The sequence below is a fragment of the Aquirufa sp. genome, from assembly GCF_044239315.1.
In the GTDB taxonomy this organism is placed as follows: domain Bacteria; phylum Bacteroidota; class Bacteroidia; order Cytophagales; family Spirosomataceae; genus Aquirufa.
The window spans coordinates 1-19,702 of record NZ_JBIIBQ010000001.1; the positions used below are offsets into that span (position 1 = coordinate 1).

Annotated in this window: 18 protein-coding genes and 1 pseudogene; 10 read left to right on the forward strand and 9 right to left on the reverse strand. The window is 44.7% G+C overall.

The window, feature by feature from the left end; translation table 11 throughout:
• Positions 1-219, reverse strand: a pseudogene (locus ACILP5_RS00005) (30S ribosomal protein S1); the annotation flags it as partial.
• Between the two features lie 156 nt (positions 220-375).
• Between ACILP5_RS00005 and ACILP5_RS00010 the strand changes: the two are divergent.
• The gene (locus ACILP5_RS00010; protein WP_395616587.1) at positions 376-1,479 is read left to right on the forward strand and encodes an aldose epimerase family protein; all 1,104 of its coding nucleotides are present in this window, start codon (positions 376-378) and stop codon (positions 1,477-1,479) included.
• On the opposite strand, the gene mazG is transcribed toward ACILP5_RS00010, so the two are convergent.
• Positions 1,476-2,261: a nucleoside triphosphate pyrophosphohydrolase gene (gene mazG / locus ACILP5_RS00015; protein WP_395616588.1), complete on the reverse strand. Its 786-nt coding sequence runs from the start codon at positions 2,259-2,261 to the stop codon at positions 1,476-1,478. The genes ACILP5_RS00010 and mazG overlap by 4 nt on opposite strands.
• A gap of 2 nt (positions 2,262-2,263) precedes the next feature.
• Positions 2,264-3,118, reverse strand: coding sequence for a family 16 glycosylhydrolase (locus ACILP5_RS00020; RefSeq protein ID WP_395616589.1), 855 nt, complete (start codon positions 3,116-3,118; stop codon positions 2,264-2,266).
• Positions 3,119-3,190: 72 nt separating this feature from the next.
• Between ACILP5_RS00020 and uvrB the strand changes: the two genes are divergently transcribed.
• Positions 3,191-5,209 (forward strand): excinuclease ABC subunit UvrB, encoded by a 2,019-nt coding sequence (gene uvrB, locus ACILP5_RS00025; protein ID WP_395616590.1) that lies wholly within the window; start codon positions 3,191-3,193, stop codon positions 5,207-5,209.
• Here the strand turns inward: uvrB and ACILP5_RS00030 are convergent.
• Entirely contained in the window at positions 5,180-6,043 is an 864-nt protein-coding gene (locus ACILP5_RS00030) for a biotin-dependent carboxyltransferase family protein (protein ID WP_395616591.1), read from the reverse strand. The two genes, uvrB and ACILP5_RS00030, sit on opposite strands and share 30 nt — an antisense overlap.
• Complete coding sequence (pxpB, locus tag ACILP5_RS00035) at positions 6,040-6,669, reverse strand: 5-oxoprolinase subunit PxpB (RefSeq protein ID WP_395616592.1); 630 nt, start codon at positions 6,667-6,669, stop codon at positions 6,040-6,042. Before pxpB ends, ACILP5_RS00030 begins: the two co-directional genes overlap by 4 nt.
• 47 nt (positions 6,670-6,716) lie before the next feature.
• Here pxpB and ACILP5_RS00040 point away from each other — a divergent pair, with 47 nt between their 5' ends.
• The 3 genes from ACILP5_RS00040 (at position 6,717) to ACILP5_RS00050 (ending at position 11,078) form a co-directional block, all read left to right on the forward strand.
• Positions 6,717-7,529 carry a DUF1684 domain-containing protein gene (locus ACILP5_RS00040; RefSeq protein ID WP_395616593.1) on the forward strand — a complete coding sequence of 271 codons (813 nt, stop codon included), beginning with the start codon at positions 6,717-6,719 and terminating at the stop codon, positions 7,527-7,529.
• Between the two features lies 1 nt (position 7,530).
• Positions 7,531-8,736, forward strand: coding sequence for an acyltransferase family protein (locus tag ACILP5_RS00045; RefSeq protein ID WP_395616594.1), 1,206 nt, complete (start codon positions 7,531-7,533; stop codon positions 8,734-8,736).
• 65 nt (positions 8,737-8,801) lie between these two features.
• Positions 8,802-11,078: an ATP-dependent helicase gene (locus ACILP5_RS00050; protein ID WP_395616595.1), complete on the forward strand. Its 2,277-nt coding sequence runs from the start codon at positions 8,802-8,804 to the stop codon at positions 11,076-11,078.
• 1 nt (position 11,079) lies between these two features.
• Here the strand turns inward: ACILP5_RS00050 and gldE are convergent, their stop codons facing one another.
• The 3 genes from gldE to mutY all read right to left on the reverse strand — a co-directional run bounded on the left by gldE (position 11,080) and on the right by mutY (position 14,066).
• Complete coding sequence (gene gldE / locus ACILP5_RS00055; RefSeq protein WP_395616596.1) at positions 11,080-12,429, reverse strand: gliding motility-associated protein GldE; 1,350 nt, start codon at positions 12,427-12,429, stop codon at positions 11,080-11,082.
• Between the two features lie 77 nt (positions 12,430-12,506).
• The gene (locus tag ACILP5_RS00060; protein ID WP_395616597.1) at positions 12,507-12,962 is read right to left on the reverse strand and encodes a single-stranded DNA-binding protein; all 456 of its coding nucleotides are present in this window, start codon (positions 12,960-12,962) and stop codon (positions 12,507-12,509) included.
• 48 nt (positions 12,963-13,010) lie between these two features.
• A complete protein-coding gene (gene mutY, locus ACILP5_RS00065; RefSeq protein WP_395616598.1) occupies positions 13,011-14,066 on the reverse strand; it encodes an A/G-specific adenine glycosylase in 1,056 nt (351 codons plus the stop codon).
• A gap of 143 nt (positions 14,067-14,209) precedes the next feature.
• Here mutY and ACILP5_RS00070 point away from each other — a divergent pair, with 143 nt between their 5' ends.
• From ACILP5_RS00070 to rsmG, 5 genes are all read left to right on the forward strand, one after another.
• On the forward strand, positions 14,210-14,503 hold the full coding sequence (locus tag ACILP5_RS00070) for an HU family DNA-binding protein (RefSeq protein ID WP_395616599.1): 294 nt from the start codon (positions 14,210-14,212) through the stop codon (positions 14,501-14,503).
• Between the two features lie 28 nt (positions 14,504-14,531).
• Positions 14,532-15,377, forward strand: coding sequence for a tetratricopeptide repeat protein (locus ACILP5_RS00075; protein WP_395616600.1), 846 nt, complete (start codon positions 14,532-14,534; stop codon positions 15,375-15,377).
• A gap of 289 nt (positions 15,378-15,666) precedes the next feature.
• The gene (locus tag ACILP5_RS00080; RefSeq protein ID WP_395616601.1) at positions 15,667-17,223 is read left to right on the forward strand and encodes a ribonuclease E/G; all 1,557 of its coding nucleotides are present in this window, start codon (positions 15,667-15,669) and stop codon (positions 17,221-17,223) included.
• Positions 17,207-18,427, forward strand: coding sequence for a tetratricopeptide repeat protein (locus ACILP5_RS00085; protein WP_395616602.1), 1,221 nt, complete (start codon positions 17,207-17,209; stop codon positions 18,425-18,427). The genes ACILP5_RS00080 and ACILP5_RS00085 overlap by 17 nt, the downstream gene beginning before the upstream one ends.
• A 1-nt stretch (position 18,428) precedes the next feature.
• Positions 18,429-19,055 (forward strand): 16S rRNA (guanine(527)-N(7))-methyltransferase RsmG, encoded by a 627-nt coding sequence (rsmG, locus tag ACILP5_RS00090; protein ID WP_395616603.1) that lies wholly within the window; start codon positions 18,429-18,431, stop codon positions 19,053-19,055.
• Positions 19,056-19,328: 273 nt separating this feature from the next.
• Here the strand turns inward: rsmG and ACILP5_RS00095 are convergent, their stop codons facing one another.
• Complete coding sequence (locus ACILP5_RS00095; RefSeq protein ID WP_395616604.1) at positions 19,329-19,673, reverse strand: LytR/AlgR family response regulator transcription factor; 345 nt, start codon at positions 19,671-19,673, stop codon at positions 19,329-19,331.
• Positions 19,674-19,702: the final 29 nt, after the last annotated feature.

Genomic DNA, 19,702 nt, shown 5'->3' on the forward strand with positions numbered 1-19,702 from the left:
AGCAGATACTAAACCATCAGATTTGAATCCAATGTTAATGATTACTTCACGGTCAGTCTTGCTTACTACAACACCTTTCACTACTTCCTTCTCAGTGACCGAGTTCAAGGTTGCTTCGATAGCAGCCTCCATTTTTTCTTTTTGCTCAGCAGTATAGTTACCACCGAAGCCTTTTCCTTCAACTAAATCCCAGTCGAAATCTTTTTTTACTTTTGACATATTAGGTGCCCTGGTGGCTTTCGCCTACATCAACAAGCTGGGCTAACCTGCTGAAATTAAGTTTGAAACAATTTTTAATTTGGGGTGCAAAGCTACGAAGAATAATTTTATTTCCCATCTTTTGTGGTAAATTGAATCCATAAACCTCGTTAACCTATGAAATTTTGCTTTTTAGCCCTTTTTTTCTTGTCCCAAAACCTATTAGCCATGAATAATCCCGGAAAACCTTTCGGTCAAACGCCTGCGGGCGAGTCAGTTACCCTTTATACTTTGAAGAATGCCAAAGGCATGGAAGTTCGGATCATGAACTACGGCGGCATCATCCAAAAAATCTTAACGTCAGACCGCAATGGAAAAATAGAAGATGTGGTGCTAGGATATGAAACCTTACAAGAATACATCAAAGACACGCCCTATTTCGGAGCGATCGTGGGACGCTTTGGGAATCGTATTGCGGCTGGGAAATTTACATTGGACGGGAAACAGTACACATTAGCTGCTCAAAACAATGGCCAGCACCTGCATGGCGGCCTGGTTGGGTTCGACAAGAAAGTGTGGAAAGTGGAGGCTGCCTCCGCACAAAGCTTAACGTTAACCTACGTTTCGAAAGACATGGAGGAAGGTTTCCCCGGAAACCTCAGCGTAAAAATGACCTATACCTTGTCGGATGATAACGAATTAGGAATTGCATATGAAGCGACCACAGATAAGGCAACAGTTTTAAACTTGAGTAATCACTCCTATTTTAATTTAAGTGGAAACGCGAAGCGGGACATTTTAAATCAAGAAGTCCAAATCGATGCGTCTCGTTTAGTGGCTGTGAATAAGGTGTTGATTCCGACGGGAGTGCTAATGCCGGTTGCTGGAACGCCGTTTGATTTTACGAAGCCACACGTTGTCGGGGATCGTATTAACGATACATCTTCAGAACAAATAGTGTTAGGCGGTGGCTATGACCATTGCTGGGCTTTGGATAAGCCAGCGGGATCTTATGCGAAAATTGCAACGGTGGTGGAACCCATTTCAGGCCGTAAAATGATCGTTTCGACAGATCAGCCTGGAGTACAGTTTTACACGGGAAATTTCCTAGATGGACACTTAACTGATAAATACGGGGCGAAAATTACGAAGCGCCATGGCCTTTGTTTAGAGACTGAGCATTTTCCAGATTCGCCTAATCAGCCTTCTTTTCCTAGCACAGTGTTGCGTCCAGGGGAAGTCTATAAATCGAAGACAGCCTATCAATTTAGCGTAAACTAGAGCGTTTTCGCTTCATTCCAGTAGATATCCATTTCTGCCAAAGTCATCTCGGAAAGCGCCTGGCCATTCTCTGCCGCGCGCTTTTCGAGGTGCTGGAAGCGTTTGATGAATTTCTTGTTCGTCCTTTCGACCGCTGTTTCCGGATTGATATCGATAAATCGCGCGAAGTTCACGAGACTAAAGATCAAGTCCCCTAGTTCGCCCTCTGCCTCCGCTTTACTATTGGCATCTAATTCTTTGCCTACAAAAGTCTCTTTGAATTCGCCCAGTTCCTCCTCCACTTTCTCCCACACCTGCTCTTTTTCTTCCCAGTCAAAACCCGCACCGCGTGCCTTTTCCTGAATGCGCATGGCTTTTACGAGTGCTGGCAAAGATCCCGGAACGCCACCTAAAACGGACTTGTTCCCCTCCTTTAATTTCAAGGCTTCCCAGTTCTGCTTCACTTGCTCTTCGGTCTCAGCCACCACATCACCGTAGATATGTGGATGACGGCTAATAAGTTTTTCGCAAACTCCGTGTAATACGTCGCTGACATCGAATGCCCCTTTTTCTGAGCCTATTTTGCTATAAAAAACAAGGTGCAAGAAGATGTCCCCCAGTTCCTTACGGATTTCCGCCAAATCATTTTCCATAATCGCATCGGAAAGTTCATAGGTCTCTTCGATGGTTAAATGGCGAAGCGATTCTAGCGTTTGCTTTTTGTCCCAAGGGCATTTCTCCCGTAGGTCATCCATGATCACAAGTAATCGGTCAAATGCCTCTGCGGCCTTCGGGTATTTCATGATTAGGGGTTAAGTGCGTAAACGCGAATGTAATCGATTTGGAATTTATTAGGGAAAATGGAGTCATCTACCCCTTTTTGTCCACCCCAGTTTCCACCGATGGCGAGGTTCATTAAGATGTGCTGCTTCTTGTCAAAAGGCCATTGCTCCCAACCACCCTTCGGATTAGGGAATTCAAAATATTGTTTACCATCGATGAAGGCGCGAATATAATCCGGGGTCCAGTCGATTCGAAAGACATGGAATTCTGAATCCCATTTGTCTAAAGTAGTTGTAGCTGTTTTTTGCGTTCCGATGACGTGATTAAACGCCTTCGTATGCACGCTGGCATGTATGACCCCTGGGTTGTAACCCACATGCTCCAAGATATCAATTTCACCATTATCAGGCCAAAATTGTGAACCATAATCGGATTGACTTGCTAGCATCCAGATCGCCGGCCAGTTTCCACGACCTGCGGGAATTTTTGCTTTAGCTTCCACTCGACCATACAAAAAGTCATTTTTCCCTTTTGTGACTAAACGTGCGGAGGTGTAAGCACTTGATCCGGCCGTTTCTTTGATCGCTTCGATTGTTAAAATACCATTTTCGATATGGGCATTTTTGATATTCGCTTTCGTATAGTTTTGTAGCTCATTATTTCCCCAGCCACTATTTCCTACGTCATATCCCCATTTCGTATCATCTGGCAGACCATTTTTGTCGAACTCATCCGCCCAAAACGGTTTTTCAGCAAATGTATATTCCTTCCGCGGAGGTACTACAAAGTCATTCATATTAATAGCAGGAGCTACCGGTTCCTCTGATTTACAAGCGAAGGAGCTTAGGCTGAAAAAAAGGAGTGCAAGTCTAATCATTGATCGGTTTGATTTTTGTCAAAAATAGTATTTCCCCCCGACTAATCCTCTCCATTATTCGTATATTTCGGGATGGATTTTAAACTGACTTCTTCTTACCAGCCTACCGGTGATCAGCCGGAGGCGATTCGGCAATTAGTCGAGGGCGTAAGGAAGGAAGAGCAGGCACAAACGCTGCTAGGTGTGACGGGTTCCGGAAAGACCTTTACGATTGCGAATGTGATCCAGCAAGTGAATCGGCCTACGCTGATTTTGAGTCACAACAAGACCCTCGCCGCTCAATTATACGGAGAGTTCAAGCACTTTTTCCCAGAGAATGCGGTCGAGTATTTCATCTCCTATTACGATTATTACCAGCCTGAGGCCTTCATTGCCTCCACAGGCACTTATATAGAAAAAGATCTCTCTATTAACCAGGAGATTGAAAAATTGCGTTTGGCGACGACTTCCTCTTTGATGTCTGGCCGCCGCGATATCATTGTGATTGCCTCCGTTTCTTGTATTTACGGTATGGGAAATCCGGATGAATACCGCAACTCCATTATGCGGGTCGCGGTGGGTGATACTATCTCTCGAAATCAATTTTTATTCCGACTAGTGGAGATTTTGTATGCCAGAACGGAAGGGGAATTTTTGCGTGGTACATTCCGGGTGAAGGGCGACACCGTTGACATCTTTTTAGCCTATGCGGACTTCGGCTATCGCTTTGTGTTTTTTGGCGATGAGATCGAGGAGATTCACCGCATCGATCCGTGGACCGGCAAGAAAATCTCCTCGGAGACGATGGTGGCCGTTTTCCCAGCGAACTTGTTCGTGACGGGCCGCGAGACTTTGAACAATGCAATTTCTCATATTCAAGAGGATTTAGTCAACCAGATTTCTTATTTCGGCCGCGAAGGTCGTCTCACTGAGGCGGAGCGTATTAAGCAGCGGACTGAGTTTGACTTGGAGATGATGCGCGAACTCGGTTATTGCTCTGGCATCGAGAATTATTCACGTTATTTTGACCAAAGAAAATCCGGCCAGCGCCCCTTCTGTCTATTAGACTTCTTCCCAGACGACTTCTTAATGGTCGTGGACGAGAGCCACGCCACGATGCCTCAAATCCGCGCGATGTACGGTGGTGACCGCTCCCGCAAAGAATCTTTAGTAGAATATGGCTTCCGTTTGCCTTCGGCGATGGATAACCGTCCCTTGAAATTTGATGAATTCGAAGACTTAATAGGCCAAACCATCTTCGTCTCCGCCACCCCATCGGACTACGAATTGCGTCGCTCGGAAGGAGTTGTGGTCGAGCAGATTATTCGGCCTACCGGTCTTTTGGACCCATTAATCGAAGTCCGACCTACGAAAAACCAAATTGATAACCTACTCGAAGAGGTTTACGATCGCATCAAGAAAAACGAGCGCGTCTTAATCACGACGCTTACGAAACGGATGGCGGAAGAACTTTCGAAATACCTCGACCGCGTGGGCATCAAATGCCAGTACATTCACTCCGAGGTGAAGACTCTCGAACGTGTCGAAATCCTCCGCAACCTACGCCTAGGCGTCATCGATGTATTAGTGGGAGTTAACTTATTGAGAGAAGGTTTGGACTTACCAGAGGTTTCCTTAGTCGCTATTATGGATGCGGACAAAGAAGGATTCTTACGCGACATTCGTTCGCTGATACAGACCATCGGTCGTGCGGCTCGTAACGAAAATGGGAAGGTTTTAATGTATGGCGATAAGATGACGGGTTCGATGGAACTCGCGATTTCCGAGACAAACCGCCGCCGTGCCATCCAGATGACTTATAACGAGAAGCACGGGATTACGCCCAAAACGATTTGGCGCTCGCACGACGAAATCATGGAGCAAACCTCCATCGCAGATCGGATGGCGAAACCGACGAAGAATTACACCATTCACCCAGATCAAGCGCCTGTCGCGGCAGATCCATTATTAGCTTACATGAAACCGGCAGAGCTGAAAAAGCAATCCGAAACCATTCGAAAAGAGATGGAGAAAGCCGCGCGTGATCTCGACTTCCCATTAGCGGCTCGTCTTCGTGATGAACTAGCGGTGATTGATTCGATGCTGGTCTAATTTCAAAGCACACACATTCCGAACTTGTTGCAAGTAATTTTGCTGTAGAATCCACTCGTATTCAGCGGTCATTGCGTCTGTTAAAGTAAAGCGGACGCTTTCTCCTGGACCCATTTGCGCTAGTCGCGGTAAATCCGCCGAGATGACGTGGCCTATGCGAGGGTAGCCGCCGGTGGTTTGGTGTCCCGCCATCAAGACGACTAATTGCCCCGAAGGAAGGAGTTGAATGGTACCTGCGGCGATGGCACTGGATAACATCGTCGCCGAGGAAACTGTTTTCAATGGCTCCTGAACGAGCTGATAACCCATCCGATTCGAGGTCGCCGAAATGGCGAAATCTTTACTCAAGATACGTTGTTGAGAACAGGCCTTTAGTTGATCCCACTCCCTTCCGAAGAGGATTCTAATCGGGTCTTGACTGGGAGCATCTTCTGGTCCCATCGACCAAGGCATGATTTTTAAACGGGAGACTTGTTCGTCCTTTAGTTCTCTTGAGGCGATATAGACTCTTTGTCCTAAACGGGGTTTTTTAAAATTAATAATAGCGCCGGGAGGAACTTTAATGGGCTGGTTCATCGGAACTTCCACGTTATCAATGCAAGCCGTGAAGTCTGCGCCACAAACGGCGATCAAAGTGCTGGTCTCGAACTGATAAACTCCAGCGGGGAAGTGCATTTCCAGCGCTTTGTCATAGACATCGTTTCCTACCAAAGCGTTCGCTAATTGCAAAGAAAAGGTGTCCATCGCTCCTCCAGGGGGAATACCCTCATGCTGTAGGCCGTAGATGGGCAGGCTTTGCCAAGAATCCAATAAACCTTTCTTGATCAGTTTCATGCGTTTACGGGGATAAAACGGACACGATCTCCCGCTTTGAAATGGGGGATCTGGGCCGTGCGACCGATAATTTGCCAGCCCCCTGGGGAAGCGCTCGGGTAAATGCCGGTTTGGTTGCCAGCAAGCCCGATGTCCCCAGCTTGAATGCTGGCGGGTTGCTCTTTGCGAGACACGGTAATTCGTTCGTCTGTCGTGCCCATGTAGCCGAATCCTGGCAAGAAGCCAAGGAAGAAAACGGTGTATTCTTTTTCGCTATGAATGGCGATAACCTCTTTTTCCGAGAGTCCACAGGAGGAGGCCACTGCCCCTAAATCTGCCCCCGAATAGTCGCAAGGGATTTCGTGGAGGCGGCCTTCCATGGCCGGCGAAGTGAATGGTTGGGCTAATTTTTCTTCGATCAGTGTCTTCATTCCAGATAAGCCTTGAAAGCGACTAGCCACATAACCTAAATCGAAGATGATGGTCAGGCTAGCATAGGCTGGAATTAAGTCCAAAGTCCCAGGAAGAGGCTCGGATTGAAACTGATAAAAGCGCTTAATGACCTCCTCGTGCAATTCCTCACTGATTTCGTTGCCGAATTCTATCGTGAGCGCGCTGTCGCCTAATTCGTAGATTTGAGGAATCATAGGGTATATTTCTAGGGTAATTTAGTATTTTTAGGCAAATATCTTGTATGAAAAAGACCTTAATTTTTTTATTGCTCCTTAGCGTATTCTCAGCGATGTCCCAGGAGGATTATTCTGATTTTTATGCCAAAAGAGAGGCCAGCCTCAAGTCCGAAAATGGCTGGCTGAATTTAGCTGGGTTGTTTTGGCTGAAGCAAGGCGAAAACACGATTGGTGGTGCAGAATCGAATGACTTTGTTTTTCCTCATGCGGAGGCGTCTTTGGGCAAGGTTATCCTACAAAATAATCAAGTTCTTTATAACGGCCAGGTCATTTATGCATCTGATGATAATTTTAAGGTCATTTCTCATCAATTCCTTCGTTGGTTTATCATCAAGCGAGGTGATAAATACGCCATTCGTTTAAGAGATTTAGAAGGTGAATACTTAAAAGCCTTCCACGGAATTGAACATTTCCCAGCTGATCCTAAATGGAAATTCAAGGCTAAATTTATTCCGACAGTAGGCAAGAAAGTAACCATTATTGATATTACAGGACGTTCTTACCAGGAAGATTCACCCGGTTTATTGGAGTTTGTGGTAGACGGCAAAACGTATCGCCTGGAGGCGGGGCCGGGAGAGACGAAGGAGGATTTCTTTGTGGTTTTTGGCGATGCAACGAATAAAACTTCCACCTATGGCGGAGGCCGTTTTCTAGATACGAAAGGATTTAATTCAGACGGTACGGTTACGCTTGATTTTAACAAGGCCTATAATCCGCCTTGCGCTTTTACGCCATTCGCGACTTGCCCGCTGCCGACGAAAGAAAATAAATTGAATTTGGCCATTCCGGCTGGGGAGAAAAATGCAGGACATCATTAATATGGAAAATAAACGACTTTTATCGATTGATATTTTCCGTGGACTCACGGTCATTTTGATGACGATTGTGAACAATCCAGGTGACTGGGGCCACATTTATGCGCCGCTGGAGCACGCGGAGTGGCATGGATATACCTTGACGGATCTCGTGTTTCCGTCCTTCCTCTTCATCGTGGGGATTTCGACGGTTCTTTCGAAGCCCTCTGAAGATCAATTATTGAAGATTTTTAAGCGTGCCTTGCGTATTTTCTTGCTAGGATTATCGTTAAGTTTTTTCTCCAAAATCCATGCGGGGGACTTTACTTTAATCGTTCGCTTACTCGCGATGGCGGCAGCTACGGTAGGCTTTTTAGGCGATTACTCGCTGAAGGGGCAGTTTTGGGGGGCGTTGGGGGCCTTTGTGCTGATGATAGGCCTCTGTTTTTCTGGCTTGACAGATTTCGAACACGTGCGCATTCCTGGGGTTTTACAGCGGATTGCGGTGGTGTATTTGTTAGTCAGTTTATTGCATGCGTATACTTCTTTGCGCGTGCAGATAAGCGTGTTCATTATCAGCCTGGTAGGCTACTGGGCCTTAATGAGTTTCGTTGAAGTACCGGGTATCGGTACGGCGAATCTGGAAGTGAATAAAAACTTAGCAGCTTGGTTAGATAATTATTTATTAGAAGGCCATTTGTGGGCCTCTGCCAAAACCTGGGATCCAGAGGGAATCCTAAGTACGCTGCCTGCGCTCGCAACGGGCTTGGCGGGATTGTTTGCGGGGAGGTATTTACAAGGGAGTCCGAAGGCGGCTGTTTTGTTTGCTGTTGGCGCCCTTGCCTTGGTAGCCGGGACGGTTTGGGGTTGGTATTTTCCCATTAACAAGGCATTGTGGACGAGTTCTTATGTGTTAGTGGCTGCGGGTTGGGATTTATTGTTGCTCGCAGTTTTGCAAGCGACAATTCGTTCGGATCGGTATTGGAAGCCTGTTTTGATCTTCGGGATGAACCCGATGCTGGTGTTTTTCTTCTCGGGGATTATCCCAAGGGCATTGGGGATGATTAAAATTGGGGAAGAAGGCCTAACATCTTGGATTTATTCAAAAGGAATCGAGCCACTTTTTGCGGATAAGATTAACGCTTCGCTGGCTGGAGCACTGATTTATGTACTGATTTGGGCGGCGATTTTGACCTTTTTTGACCGCCAAAAAAGATACTACAAAGTCTAATTTCATAGGACAAATCCGGGCTTAATTTCGTATTTTTACAGCCCTTATTGAATAGCCCAAAACAGATGGATTACCTAGCTGGCTTGAACGAGCCTCAACGAAATGCAGTCGAACATATTGATGGTCCTTTGATGATCATCGCCGGCGCCGGATCTGGAAAGACCCGCGTGCTGACGTATCGTACGGCGCATTTGATTGAGACCGGCGTAGACCCCTTTGCGATCTTATTATTGACCTTTACAAACAAAGCGGCTGGGGAGATGCGCCATCGTATCGAGACGGTGATTGGGAATGCGGCGAAGAACATTTGGATGGGTACCTTTCACTCGATTTTTGCCAAAATTCTTCGTTTCGAAGGCGAACGCCTTGGATACACCTCGAATTTCTCCATTTACGATACCGACGATTCGAAATCCCTGATCCGTGCGCTGATCAAGGAGAAGAATTTAGACGATAAAGTATACAAAGTAAATCTGGTTTTGAACCGCATTTCGAATGCGAAAAACCGCCTAATTGGTCCGGCACAATACACCGGCTCTTCCATTTTAGCCGAAGAAGATCGCCTAGCTCGAATCCCAGCGATGGGCGAATTATATCAAATGTATTGTGCGCGTTGTTTTGCGGCGAATGCGATGGACTTTGATGATTTATTGTTCCAAACAAACATCCTCTTCCGCGACCATTTAGACGTATTGAACAAATACCAACACAAGTTCAAGCACGTGATGGTCGATGAGTTTCAGGATACGAACGTTTCCCAGTATTTAATAACCAAGAAATTATCTGCCGTGAACCGCAACATCTGCGTGGTGGGGGATGATGCGCAATCCATTTATGCCTTCCGTGGCGCGGATATCCAGAATATTCTGAACTTCGAGCGCGATTATTCGGACTTAGTGACCATAAAATTAGAGGAGAATTACCGTTCCACGAAGGCCATCGTTGCCGTCGCGAATTCGATTATCTCTCGCAATAAGAATCAATTAAAGAAGGATGTCTTCACCTCGAATGAGGATGGAGAGGACATTGTCATCATTCGTGCCTCTAGTGATAATGAAGAGGGCCGGATGATTGCCTCCACGATTTTCGAGGCAGCTCAAAAAGAAAACCTCACCTGGTCTGACTTTGCCATTTTATACCGCACAAATGCCCAATCACGCTCTTTTGAGGAGGCCCTGCGTCGATTGAATATCAAATACCGCATCATCGGCGGTGTTTCTTTCTATCAGCGCAAGGAGATCAAAGACGTGCTCGGCTATTTGCGATTTACGGTGAACCAAAACGATGAGGAGGCCTTCAAACGCATCATCAACTTGCCTAAACGCGGTATCGGTGATACAACCATTGCGAAAATTGTCGTGACTGCGGCGGAAAATAATGTGCCAGTTTGGGATATCGTTTCGAATATCGGCCAATTTAATGCGGCGCGCGGAAGTGCTGGAATAGAGTCATTTTCTGATTTGATCAAGTCCTTCAAATTGATGGTTGAGGTAGAAAAAAAAGATGCCTACGAGGTGGCGAACCACGTAGCAAAAGCATCTGGATTGATGCGGGAATTGTATGAAGACAAGACAGTAGAGGGTTTAGCGCGTTACCAAAACTTACAGGAATTACTCAATGCCATTAAGTCCTTCGTGGACAATCCAGAAAACGAGGATAAGTCACTAGCGACTTTCTTGCAATCGGTTTCATTGCTTACAAACGCGGATGCAGATGAGGATCCGGCTGACCGCGACAAGGTGACTTTGATGACAATTCACTCGGCGAAGGGCTTGGAGTTCAATCGCGTCTTTTTAGTAGGACTAGAGGAGGATTTATTTCCTTCCCAAATGATGCTTCAATCGCAGCAGGACCTCGAAGAGGAGCGCCGCTTGTTCTATGTCGCCGTGACGCGGGCAGAAAAGAAATTGATGATATCCTATGCGGAATCGCGTTACCAGTTTGGTCGATTAAAAGCCTGCGAACCAAGTCGCTTCTTGAATGAATTAGATCCGAACTTTGTCAAGATGGCGAAGCCAGCAAATGCACCTAAAGAAGTTTCGAGCTTTCGTCCTGTCCAAAAGACCGGTTTCACCTCGAAACCAGCTCCTTCAGCTGCCCAATTGATTCAGAAACCAACGACGAATACGAATTACCAGCACGTGGTTTCGGCGAACTTCCAGGCCACGGATGCCTTAGCCTTGGCGGCGGGCCAAAAAGTCGAGCACGCAAAATTCGGTTTCGGCCTCATTAAACGAATCGAAGTGAATGGTGCAGAACGCAAAGCGGTGATTGATTTTGAAAAAGGGGTTGGCGAAAAGACGCTCTTATTGAGCTTCGCGAAACTGATGATAGTTACCTAGATTAATTCTGGGAATCGTCTTGTTCTGCCGCTAGTCGATGCGTAACACGCACCTTCTTGATACGACGTGTATCTACCGATTGTACTTTGAAAGTGAAGTTTTCAAATTCGATTTCCTCTCCTGCACTCGGAATCCGACCAAAAAGTTCGATAATTAAACCGGCAAGGGTTTCACTTTCGCCTTTGGCCTTCTCGAAATAGGCTCCATCGATTTCAAATACCCGGCAGAAGTCATTCAACGAAGTTTTTGCCTCGAACACATAAATGTTGTCAGCCATTTTCTTATAGTCTGCTTCTACCTCATCGAACTCGTCATTGATCTCACCCACAATCTCTTCGATGATGTCTTCCATCGTCACAAGTCCCTCGGTTTCGCCGTATTCATTAACGATGATGGCCATGTGCACCCTTTTCTCTTGAAAATCGTACAGTAAATCATCGATTTTCTTGTTTTCTGGAACAAAGAATGGGCTGTGTATTAGCGGGATCCAGTCAAAATTCTCGTCTTGATCAATGTGTTTCAATAAGTCTTTTATGTACAAAATCCCTTCGATTTTATCGATGGTCTCATTGAAAACGGGCACTCGCGAATAGCCATTCTTATTGATGAGATCCATCAATTCGTGGAAATTCATGCTCGTATCGAAGGCTACAATCTCTCTTCTTGCCTGCATCACGGATTTCACGGAGATATTTCCAAAATTTAAAATTCCTCGTAAAATATCCTTCTCGCGATCACTCGTGTTTTCATCCGTGGTAATTTCCAACGCCTGGTTTAATTCTTGCGATGTCAGGGTATACGATTTCTTCTTCACTCGCTTCTCTATCAATCCTGAGATGCCTAACAAGGCTTTTGAAAGCGGGGCGAAAACGAAATTCAAAAATCTAATTAAAGGAGCTGAATAGCGCGCGAAGTTCAGGTTATTCTGTTGCGCCCATACCTTAGGGATTAGTTCTCCAAAAAACGTAATGATAAAGGTCACCCCGAATAACAAGAATAAGGTCACCAGCAAGGTCTCCATCGACTGCAGACCTAGCACCATAGAGGTCAAATAATTGGCTAGTGTAATGAAAATAATATTCACAAAGTTGATGGAAATCAACAAAGTAGCCAGTAATTGTTGGGGTTTATCGAGCAATTGACTTACCGTTTTCTCGCTACTTACCTCACTCTCCCGAAGGCTAATACGCTGGTCTGCATTCAACGAAAAGAAAGCCACCTCTGATCCGGCCAAAACCGCGGACAGAAACAATAAAGCCACTAAAACAAAGGAAATAAACGCAATCGAACTCACACTAATGGAAGGCTCCAAGGCGAGTAAAAATAGATTGGGTAAGGGGTCTGGGTCCATAATTTGGGTGAACTGATCGACACAAATTTACAAAAAAGGGAATACGAAATGCGATATCCCCTTTTTTGTAAGAAAATTTAAAACGGAAGATCGTCTCCTTCTTCCATCATCGGAGGGAAAGGATCTGTTTTAGGAGTGCCGGCTAAAACGGGTTCAGGCTTCGGTCTTTCTACAGCTGGCGCAGCTGATGGCGAGCCTTCATTGCGGCCTCCAATTAAATTCATGGATGTCGCACGAACTTTATAACCGCGAACGGTTGCGCCATTTTTATCTTGCCATTCTTCAGAACGAATTTTTCCTTCGATATAGACTTGGTTTCCTTTCTTTAAGTATTGTTCCGCAATATTGGCCAGGTTATCCCAAAGCTCAATGCGGTGCCACTCCGTTTGATCAACTCTTTGTCCGTCCTTACCGGTATAAGACTCGGAGGTCGCAATATTAATGTTTGCCACTTTTACACCGCTAGGAAGTGCGCGAACCTCTGGGTCAGCGCCTAAATTTCCTAGTAAAATAACTTTGTTTACTCCAGCCATAATGATTTGTAGTTTAAAGGGTTAGCTCAGCAAGTCTCCTTGCATTGCCTAAAGGTACGTGGGCGAAATGTCTTGTAAAATAGGACAATCTAAATTATCAGTTATTAGGTTCAAAAGCAAAACGGGTTTTCCTTTACTCTCGAACTCTGAGGGGCTCATCCAGCGATATCCTTCGGGAATCGCTAAGGCAAAATTATCAGGAACTTGAACATGCCACGCCTCGCATTTAATTTTTCGATGACTTAAAAGATGTACTGGCGGGGACTTCAATGCCTTTCGTGAATAAGGAAGCCAGTCTGCTTGATCTTCCATTAAGTAAAACTCCCATAAACCTTTCCAAATGCTATTTCCGACGCGCTCTCGCACTAAAAGTAGGCCATTTTGTTCGATGATAAGGTAGTTCATTTCAATCTCTTTGACCTTCGTCTTCTTCGACTTAATAGGCAATTCATTTACCCGTTTCTCTTTAAAAGCAGCACAAGAAATCCGCAAAGGACAAATAGAACAATCTGGGGAAGGCGTGCATTGCAAAGCCCCAAACTCCATGATCGCCTGATTAAACCCAGCCGGATCCTCTGTGGGAATTAAGGATTGCGCTAGTTCAGTGAAAACACCTCGAGCCGCAGAGGAGGCAATATCTGTTTCCACTCCGAACACACGAGATAAAACCCGAAAAACGTTACCATCTACTACGGCTTTGGCCTCATCAAAAGCAAAGGACGCAATCGCCGCTGCTGTGTAGGGGCCCACGCCTGGCAAGGTAATGATGTCATCATAAGTCTGTGGAAAAGAACCGTTGAAATCGCGCATGACTAGCTGAGCGGCCTTTTGCAAGTTTCTGGCACGAGAATAATAGCCCAAACCCTGCCACAAGCGTAACAACGAGGCCTCGGGAGCCTCCGCTAAATCACGAACAGTAGGGAAAGCAGTTAGCAATCGCTCATAATAAGGTAATCCTTGAGCCACGCGGGTCTGCTGCAAGATGATTTCTGACAGCCAAATCGCGTACGGATCCTTCGTTTGACGCCACGGCAACTCCCGCTGGTGGTCTGTGTACCAAGCCATTATTGTGGCCGAAAAAGGATGAATGGAGCTTTTCTGCATGGATAAAATCAAATTTACGAAAAAAATCACCCCTAATTCGAAAGAATTTTTAGAGAATTGAGAGAAAAACGTTACTTTTGTGTCCCTTTTACGGAAGGAAAATTGTAATTACCTAAGAATCATCATTTAATAAAACAACAAACGTGACTAAGGCAGATGTAATTGCTGAGATTGCCAGCAAAACAGGGATTGATAAGAAAGATGTATCTGAAACGTTAGAATCATTTTTCGAAGTAGTAAAAGATAATTTAGCGAAACAAGAGAACATTTATGTTCGTGGATTTGGTAGCTTTATTAACAAAAAGCGAGCTCAGAAGATTGCTCGTAACATTTCTAAGAATACAGCGATAACGATCGAAGCACATTATGTGCCTAGCTTCAAACCAGCGAAAGTATTTGTAGAGCAAGTAAAAACTAGTACTGACCCCACTAAATAGGCTTTAGGGCTTTAAAGGGTCTAGAATAATGAAAAAAAACCTTTTGATCATTCTTCTGGTAGGCCTAGGGATAACCGCCCTATTGTTTCAATTACCTAAGGGTAATGTGGCGGGGAAAACACAAACTACTCCTTCGGGGGGCGCTAACCGAGATGCGGGGAGCGAAAAGACGGAAAAAGTCGCAGAGAAAGAGGAGCATGCTGCCCCTTTGACTTCGGCGCAGTTAAAAGAGATTTCTACGTTGAAATCGGCTTTTGCTGCAGCTAAGACAGATGCTTCCCAGGTAAAAGCCTTGGAGAATCTGATGCGCGCTTTTATGAATGCGAGTCATTATGATTCTGCTGCGGTTTATGCAGCGAATTATGCGGATCAGCATCCCAGTTTGACGAACGTTTTGCGTGCCGGACAGCTGTTTTTTGAAGCACAAACGTATGCTTTGAATGCGCAGAAAGGCACTAAAATGGGCGAAAAGGCAAGATTGTACTTCACGAAGGCTTTGGCCATCGACCCGAACAATCTGCTGGTTAAATCGAACATGGCGATGACCTACGTAGATACACCCACTCCGATGAAGGGCATTACGCTACTTCGCGAAGTGATTGAACAAGAGCCCACGTTTGTGCCAGCGCTGTTTAATTTAGGGATATTATCGATTAAATCGAATCAGTTTGGCAAAGGCCAAGAACGATTCACCCAGATATTGAAGCTGGAGCCGAATAACCACAAAGCCGCGTTAAATCTCGGTTTTTGTTTAGCCCAGTTAGATAAAAAAGAAGAGGCTCAGAAAGTCTTGAAGCGTGTTTTAGAGCAATCTAAGGATGCACAAGAGCAGAAAGCCGCGAAAGAGTTGCTTGCAGAAATGCAGGATCATTGAGGTTGAAAGTCAATCTCGTATAGTATTTACACATTAATTCTTAACATTATGCCTTGCGGTAAAAAAAGAAAACGTCACAAGATCTCTACTCACAAAAGAAAGAAGCGTCTTCGCAAGAATCGTCACAAGAAGAAATAGTCTTCGTAAATCCATCTTCCATTTTGGGATTTGTATTTAGGTAACGCAGAAACAGGCATTTTACGAAATGGCCTGTTTTTGGCGTTTAATTTCCTGTATATTTAGACTATATAGGCCTTTAGGCCTTGTACCATTCTTCTCGACATAAATTGTGAGCAATGAATTAATCATTAATTCGACTCCCAAGGGGGATCGGATCGCCCTTTTGCATGACAAAAGGATAGTAGAGTACCATATTGAACAGTCGGAACCTCAGTTTTCTGTAGGGGATATTTACCTCGGGACAGTTAAAAAACTGGTTTCAGGACTGAACGCCGCTTTTATTGACATCGGTTATGAGAAAGATGCATTCTTGCATTACCATGACCTAGGACCTAATTTACCTACCCTGCAGAAGTTTACGCGGGAGGTGATGACGAAGAAAAATAAAGTCATTCGTTTAGAGAACTTCAAGCTTGAGCCGGAAATTGATAAATTAGGGAAGATCGAGAAAGCAGTTCAAAAAGGACATTTGGCCTTAGTTCAAGTCGTTAAAGAGCCTATTTCAACTAAAGGCCCTCGTTTATCTTGCGATATTTCTATCGCAGGTCGTTTCCTTGTTTTAGTTCCTTTTGCAAACGGTGTGAACATCTCGAAAAAGATCACGTCGAAAGCAGAGCGTAATCGCCTCCAGAAGCTGATGACGTCGATTAAGCCGAAAAATTACGGCGTAATCGTGCGTACCGTGGCAGAAGGTAAAGCGGTGGAAGAAATGGAGCGCGACCTAAAAGATTCCATTGCAAAGTGGGAAGAGGGTTTAGTGAAATTAGTCGAGGCAAAAGCTGGAGACCGTATTATTGGCGAAATGAGCCGCGCAACTTCGATGTTACGCGACCTGTTGAACAATGATTTCGATAATGTCATCGTTGATACACCAGAATTGTACAATGAGGCAAAAGGCTATGTACACAATGTCGCTCCTGAAAAGGAGAAGATTGTTAAGTTACACCAAAGCAAAACCAAGTTATTCGAACAACTAGGCATTGAGAAGCAATTGAAAATGCTTTTTGGCCGTTCGGTTTCCTTGCCTGGTGGAGGTTATTTAATTGTGGAACACACAGAAGCATTGCACGTGATCGACGTGAATTCGGGGAATAAGTCGAATTCAGAAGATGATCAAGAGGCGACGGCATTAAGTGTGAACCGGGAAGCTGCGAAAGAAGTAGCTCGCCAATTGCGTTTGCGTGATATGGGTGGTATTATCGTGATCGACTTCATTGATATGAAGAAGGCGGATAACCGCAAGTTAATTCAGGATATCATGCGCGATGAAATGCGTGGGGATCGTTCGAAATACACCATTTTGCCGTTAACGAAGTTTGGCTTGATGCAGATTACCCGCCAGCGCGTACGTCCAGAGATGAACGTGGCTACGCATGAAACCTGTCCTAGCTGCGGCGGAACGGGTAGCATTACGGCGAGTATTGCGGTTTCTGACATTGTAGAACAGCATTTGGAACATTTGTTGACAAAGCAAAACGAGAAGAAGTTGACTATTTTAGTGCACCCCTTCTTGAGCGCTTATTTCACGAAAGGGTTCCCTTCTATTCGTATGAACTGGTTCTTGAAATACAAGACCTGGATTACGATCATGGAAGATTCCTCATTTGGCATAACAGAATTTAAATTCTTGAACCAAAATGGAGATCAAATTGAGATATCATCTTAGCATTTTAGCCTTAATTTTCGGCCTTCTTCTACCCGCTTTCGACTCGAACGCACAATGGTGGAAGAAGGCAGATGAGGCAGAGAAGGAGCGTTCCAAAGGAATGCTTTTACTCACCACCGAAGTTCAGACCGAGGCCACCGTGGCCATCAACCAGATGTATAACTTCCATTTCCCGGAAGCTGAACGCGAATTCAATTTTTTAAAGATTAAGTACCCAGATCATCCCCTTCCTGATTTTTTATTGGGGCTGATGCAGTGGTGGAAAATCGTGCCTAACACGAAAAGTGAAGTGTATGACGATCGTTTGATTGAATACATGGATAAAAGCATAGCAAAGGCCGAAAAAATCTACGATGAAACTGAAAATCCAGAAGCTGCCTTCTTCATGGCCGCTGCCTATGGCTTTAAAGGCCGTCTTCATGCCGAACGCAAGCACTGGACGCGCGCAACTCTAGCCGCCAAAAATGCCCTAAAGTACCTCGAATATTCCCGCAATTTTGCTGATTTCAGTCCAGAGCTGATGTTCGGCGACGGTTTATATAACTACTATTATTTCTTCATTAAGCAGAACTTTCCTTTGTTAAGGCCTGTCTTGTGGTTATTCCCTAAGGCAAACAAGAGTCAAGGAATCGCTCAATTGGAAAAAGTGAGCTACCAAGCTTTCTACACCCGGACCGAGGCGCGCTACTTTCTTTTACAGATTTATGGCATTGAAAGTATGAATGAGAAGGCCTACGGCATGGCAAAGTACACTTATGAAACGTTTCCTGATAACCCCTATTTCCACCGCTATTATGCACGCTCTGCTTTTTTAAATGGTAATGTTGAAGAAGCATCTTCATTGAGCAAAGAAATTTTACGTCGCATCGACCAGCACCAAGTAGGTTATGAAGGCACATCTGGCCGCTATGCAAGTTATATTTTAGGCTATTATTCTTTGTATGTTTATCGAAATCAAGCGGATGCCACTAAATATTTCAAGCAGTGCATGGAATTCACGAAGGCCACAGATGCCAGCGATTCCGGCTATTATTGGGCTTCGGTACTAGGTTTAGCTAGAATCTCGTATCAACAAGAGAATTTCGACCAGGCGGTGGATTATTGCAAGGAAGTTTTAGAACACGCTGAAAAGAAATCTGCTCAGTATACAGAGGCCAAAAAATTGCTTTCAGAAGCAAAGAAAGCCAGAAGAAAAAAACGTTAATATGAAGGCAGCCATTATCAAGCAGTATTTCCCGTCCATCACAGAGCAACAATTAACTCAATTCGAGCAATTGTTTCCACTCTACGCGGAATGGAATGAGAAGATCAACGTGATCTCTCGTAAGGATATTGATAATTTGATGCTGCATCATGTACTGCACTCCTTAGCCATCGCTAAATTCATCGATTTTAAACCTGGCACCGAAATTCTTGATGTTGGAACTGGTGGTGGATTTCCAGGTATTCCTCTAGCCATCCTTTTCCCAGAGGTGAATTTCCATTTAGTGGACAGCATCGGAAAGAAAATCAAAGTCGTTCAAGGCGTTGCAGATTCGCTTGGTTTGAAAAATATAAAGGCTACTCACGGGCGCGCTGAGGACGTGGATGGAGAGTTTGAGTTTGTTGTTTCTCGTGCGGTGACTCGCCTATTGCCTTTCTTTGGCTGGGTGAAGGACAAGATCAGCTTAAATAGTTACCATGATTTGAAGAATGGTTTGCTATGTTTAAAAGGCGGTGATTTGCAAGAGGAATTACAGGAATTCGGCCGAAAGCACAAGGTTTATCATCTTTCCAAAAATTTCAAGGAGGACTTTTTCGAGACAAAGAAGTTGGTGCATGTAGCGGTTTAGCTGCTGCGCAGCGGTAGTCGGTGGACAGTGGACAGTCGTCAGTAGACGGTTGGTAGTAATCGGTAACCAGTAGTCGGTAGTCAGTAATCAGGGGTTTGATTTGGATTGAACTTTGGTCTTTGAACTTTGAGCATCTTGACACTTTCTGTCAATACCTGAAAATGGCTTACAGTACCTCGACGTTATTTCACCAATAGTGTATGTATAGTTTATAAGAGCCCATCTCTACTCTACGCTCTCTTATCTATAATCTAAGTCGTCGCAAAGCGGCAACTATGCCATCGCCTTGAACAAATCCCTCAAAGGCTTAATTTGACGACGAGAAATGGAGATGTTTTGGTCATTAGACAGTTTTATGGTCTTTTGACGATTAAAATCGATTGTTTGAATCGAATTTACGTTTACAATAGCAGATTTTGAAGGGCGAATGAAACCTCGTTCGATTAGAAATTGCTCGTAGTATTTAAGTGTTCTGCAAGTAACTATTGACCTTCCGTCGTTAAGATAAAATTTTGAATAATTGCCGACTCCCTGAACATATTCAATTTCTTTGATACAAATCGTTTGATCGCTTATAACTAATTCGCAGATTTGTTCTTTTTTAATGGTTATTGTCATAGTTTTGAACAGATGATAGTACAAATCTA

Coding starts and splice junctions, on each gene's coding strand:
- rsmG (WP_395616603.1), top strand. CDS start 18,429: ATGAAGGCAGCCATTATCAAGCAGTATTTCCCGTCCATCACAGAGCAA.
- ACILP5_RS00010 (WP_395616587.1), top strand. CDS start 376: ATGAAATTTTGCTTTTTAGCCCTTTTTTTCTTGTCCCAAAACCTATTA.
- gldE (WP_395616596.1), bottom strand. CDS start 12,429: ATGGACCCAGACCCCTTACCCAATCTATTTTTACTCGCCTTGGAGCCT.
- ACILP5_RS00040 (WP_395616593.1), top strand. CDS start 6,717: ATGAAAAAGACCTTAATTTTTTTATTGCTCCTTAGCGTATTCTCAGCG.
- ACILP5_RS00060 (WP_395616597.1), bottom strand. CDS start 12,962: ATGGCTGGAGTAAACAAAGTTATTTTACTAGGAAATTTAGGCGCTGAC.
- mutY (WP_395616598.1), bottom strand. CDS start 14,066: ATGCAGAAAAGCTCCATTCATCCTTTTTCGGCCACAATAATGGCTTGG.
- ACILP5_RS00075 (WP_395616600.1), top strand. CDS start 14,532: ATGAAAAAAAACCTTTTGATCATTCTTCTGGTAGGCCTAGGGATAACC.
- ACILP5_RS00020 (WP_395616589.1), bottom strand. CDS start 3,118: ATGATTAGACTTGCACTCCTTTTTTTCAGCCTAAGCTCCTTCGCTTGT.
- uvrB (WP_395616590.1), top strand. CDS start 3,191: ATGGATTTTAAACTGACTTCTTCTTACCAGCCTACCGGTGATCAGCCG.
- pxpB (WP_395616592.1), bottom strand. CDS start 6,669: ATGATTCCTCAAATCTACGAATTAGGCGACAGCGCGCTCACGATAGAA.
- ACILP5_RS00030 (WP_395616591.1), bottom strand. CDS start 6,043: ATGAAACTGATCAAGAAAGGTTTATTGGATTCTTGGCAAAGCCTGCCC.
- ACILP5_RS00045 (WP_395616594.1), top strand. CDS start 7,531: ATGGAAAATAAACGACTTTTATCGATTGATATTTTCCGTGGACTCACG.
- ACILP5_RS00095 (WP_395616604.1), bottom strand. CDS start 19,673: ATGACAATAACCATTAAAAAAGAACAAATCTGCGAATTAGTTATAAGC.
- ACILP5_RS00050 (WP_395616595.1), top strand. CDS start 8,802: ATGGATTACCTAGCTGGCTTGAACGAGCCTCAACGAAATGCAGTCGAA.
- mazG (WP_395616588.1), bottom strand. CDS start 2,261: ATGAAATACCCGAAGGCCGCAGAGGCATTTGACCGATTACTTGTGATC.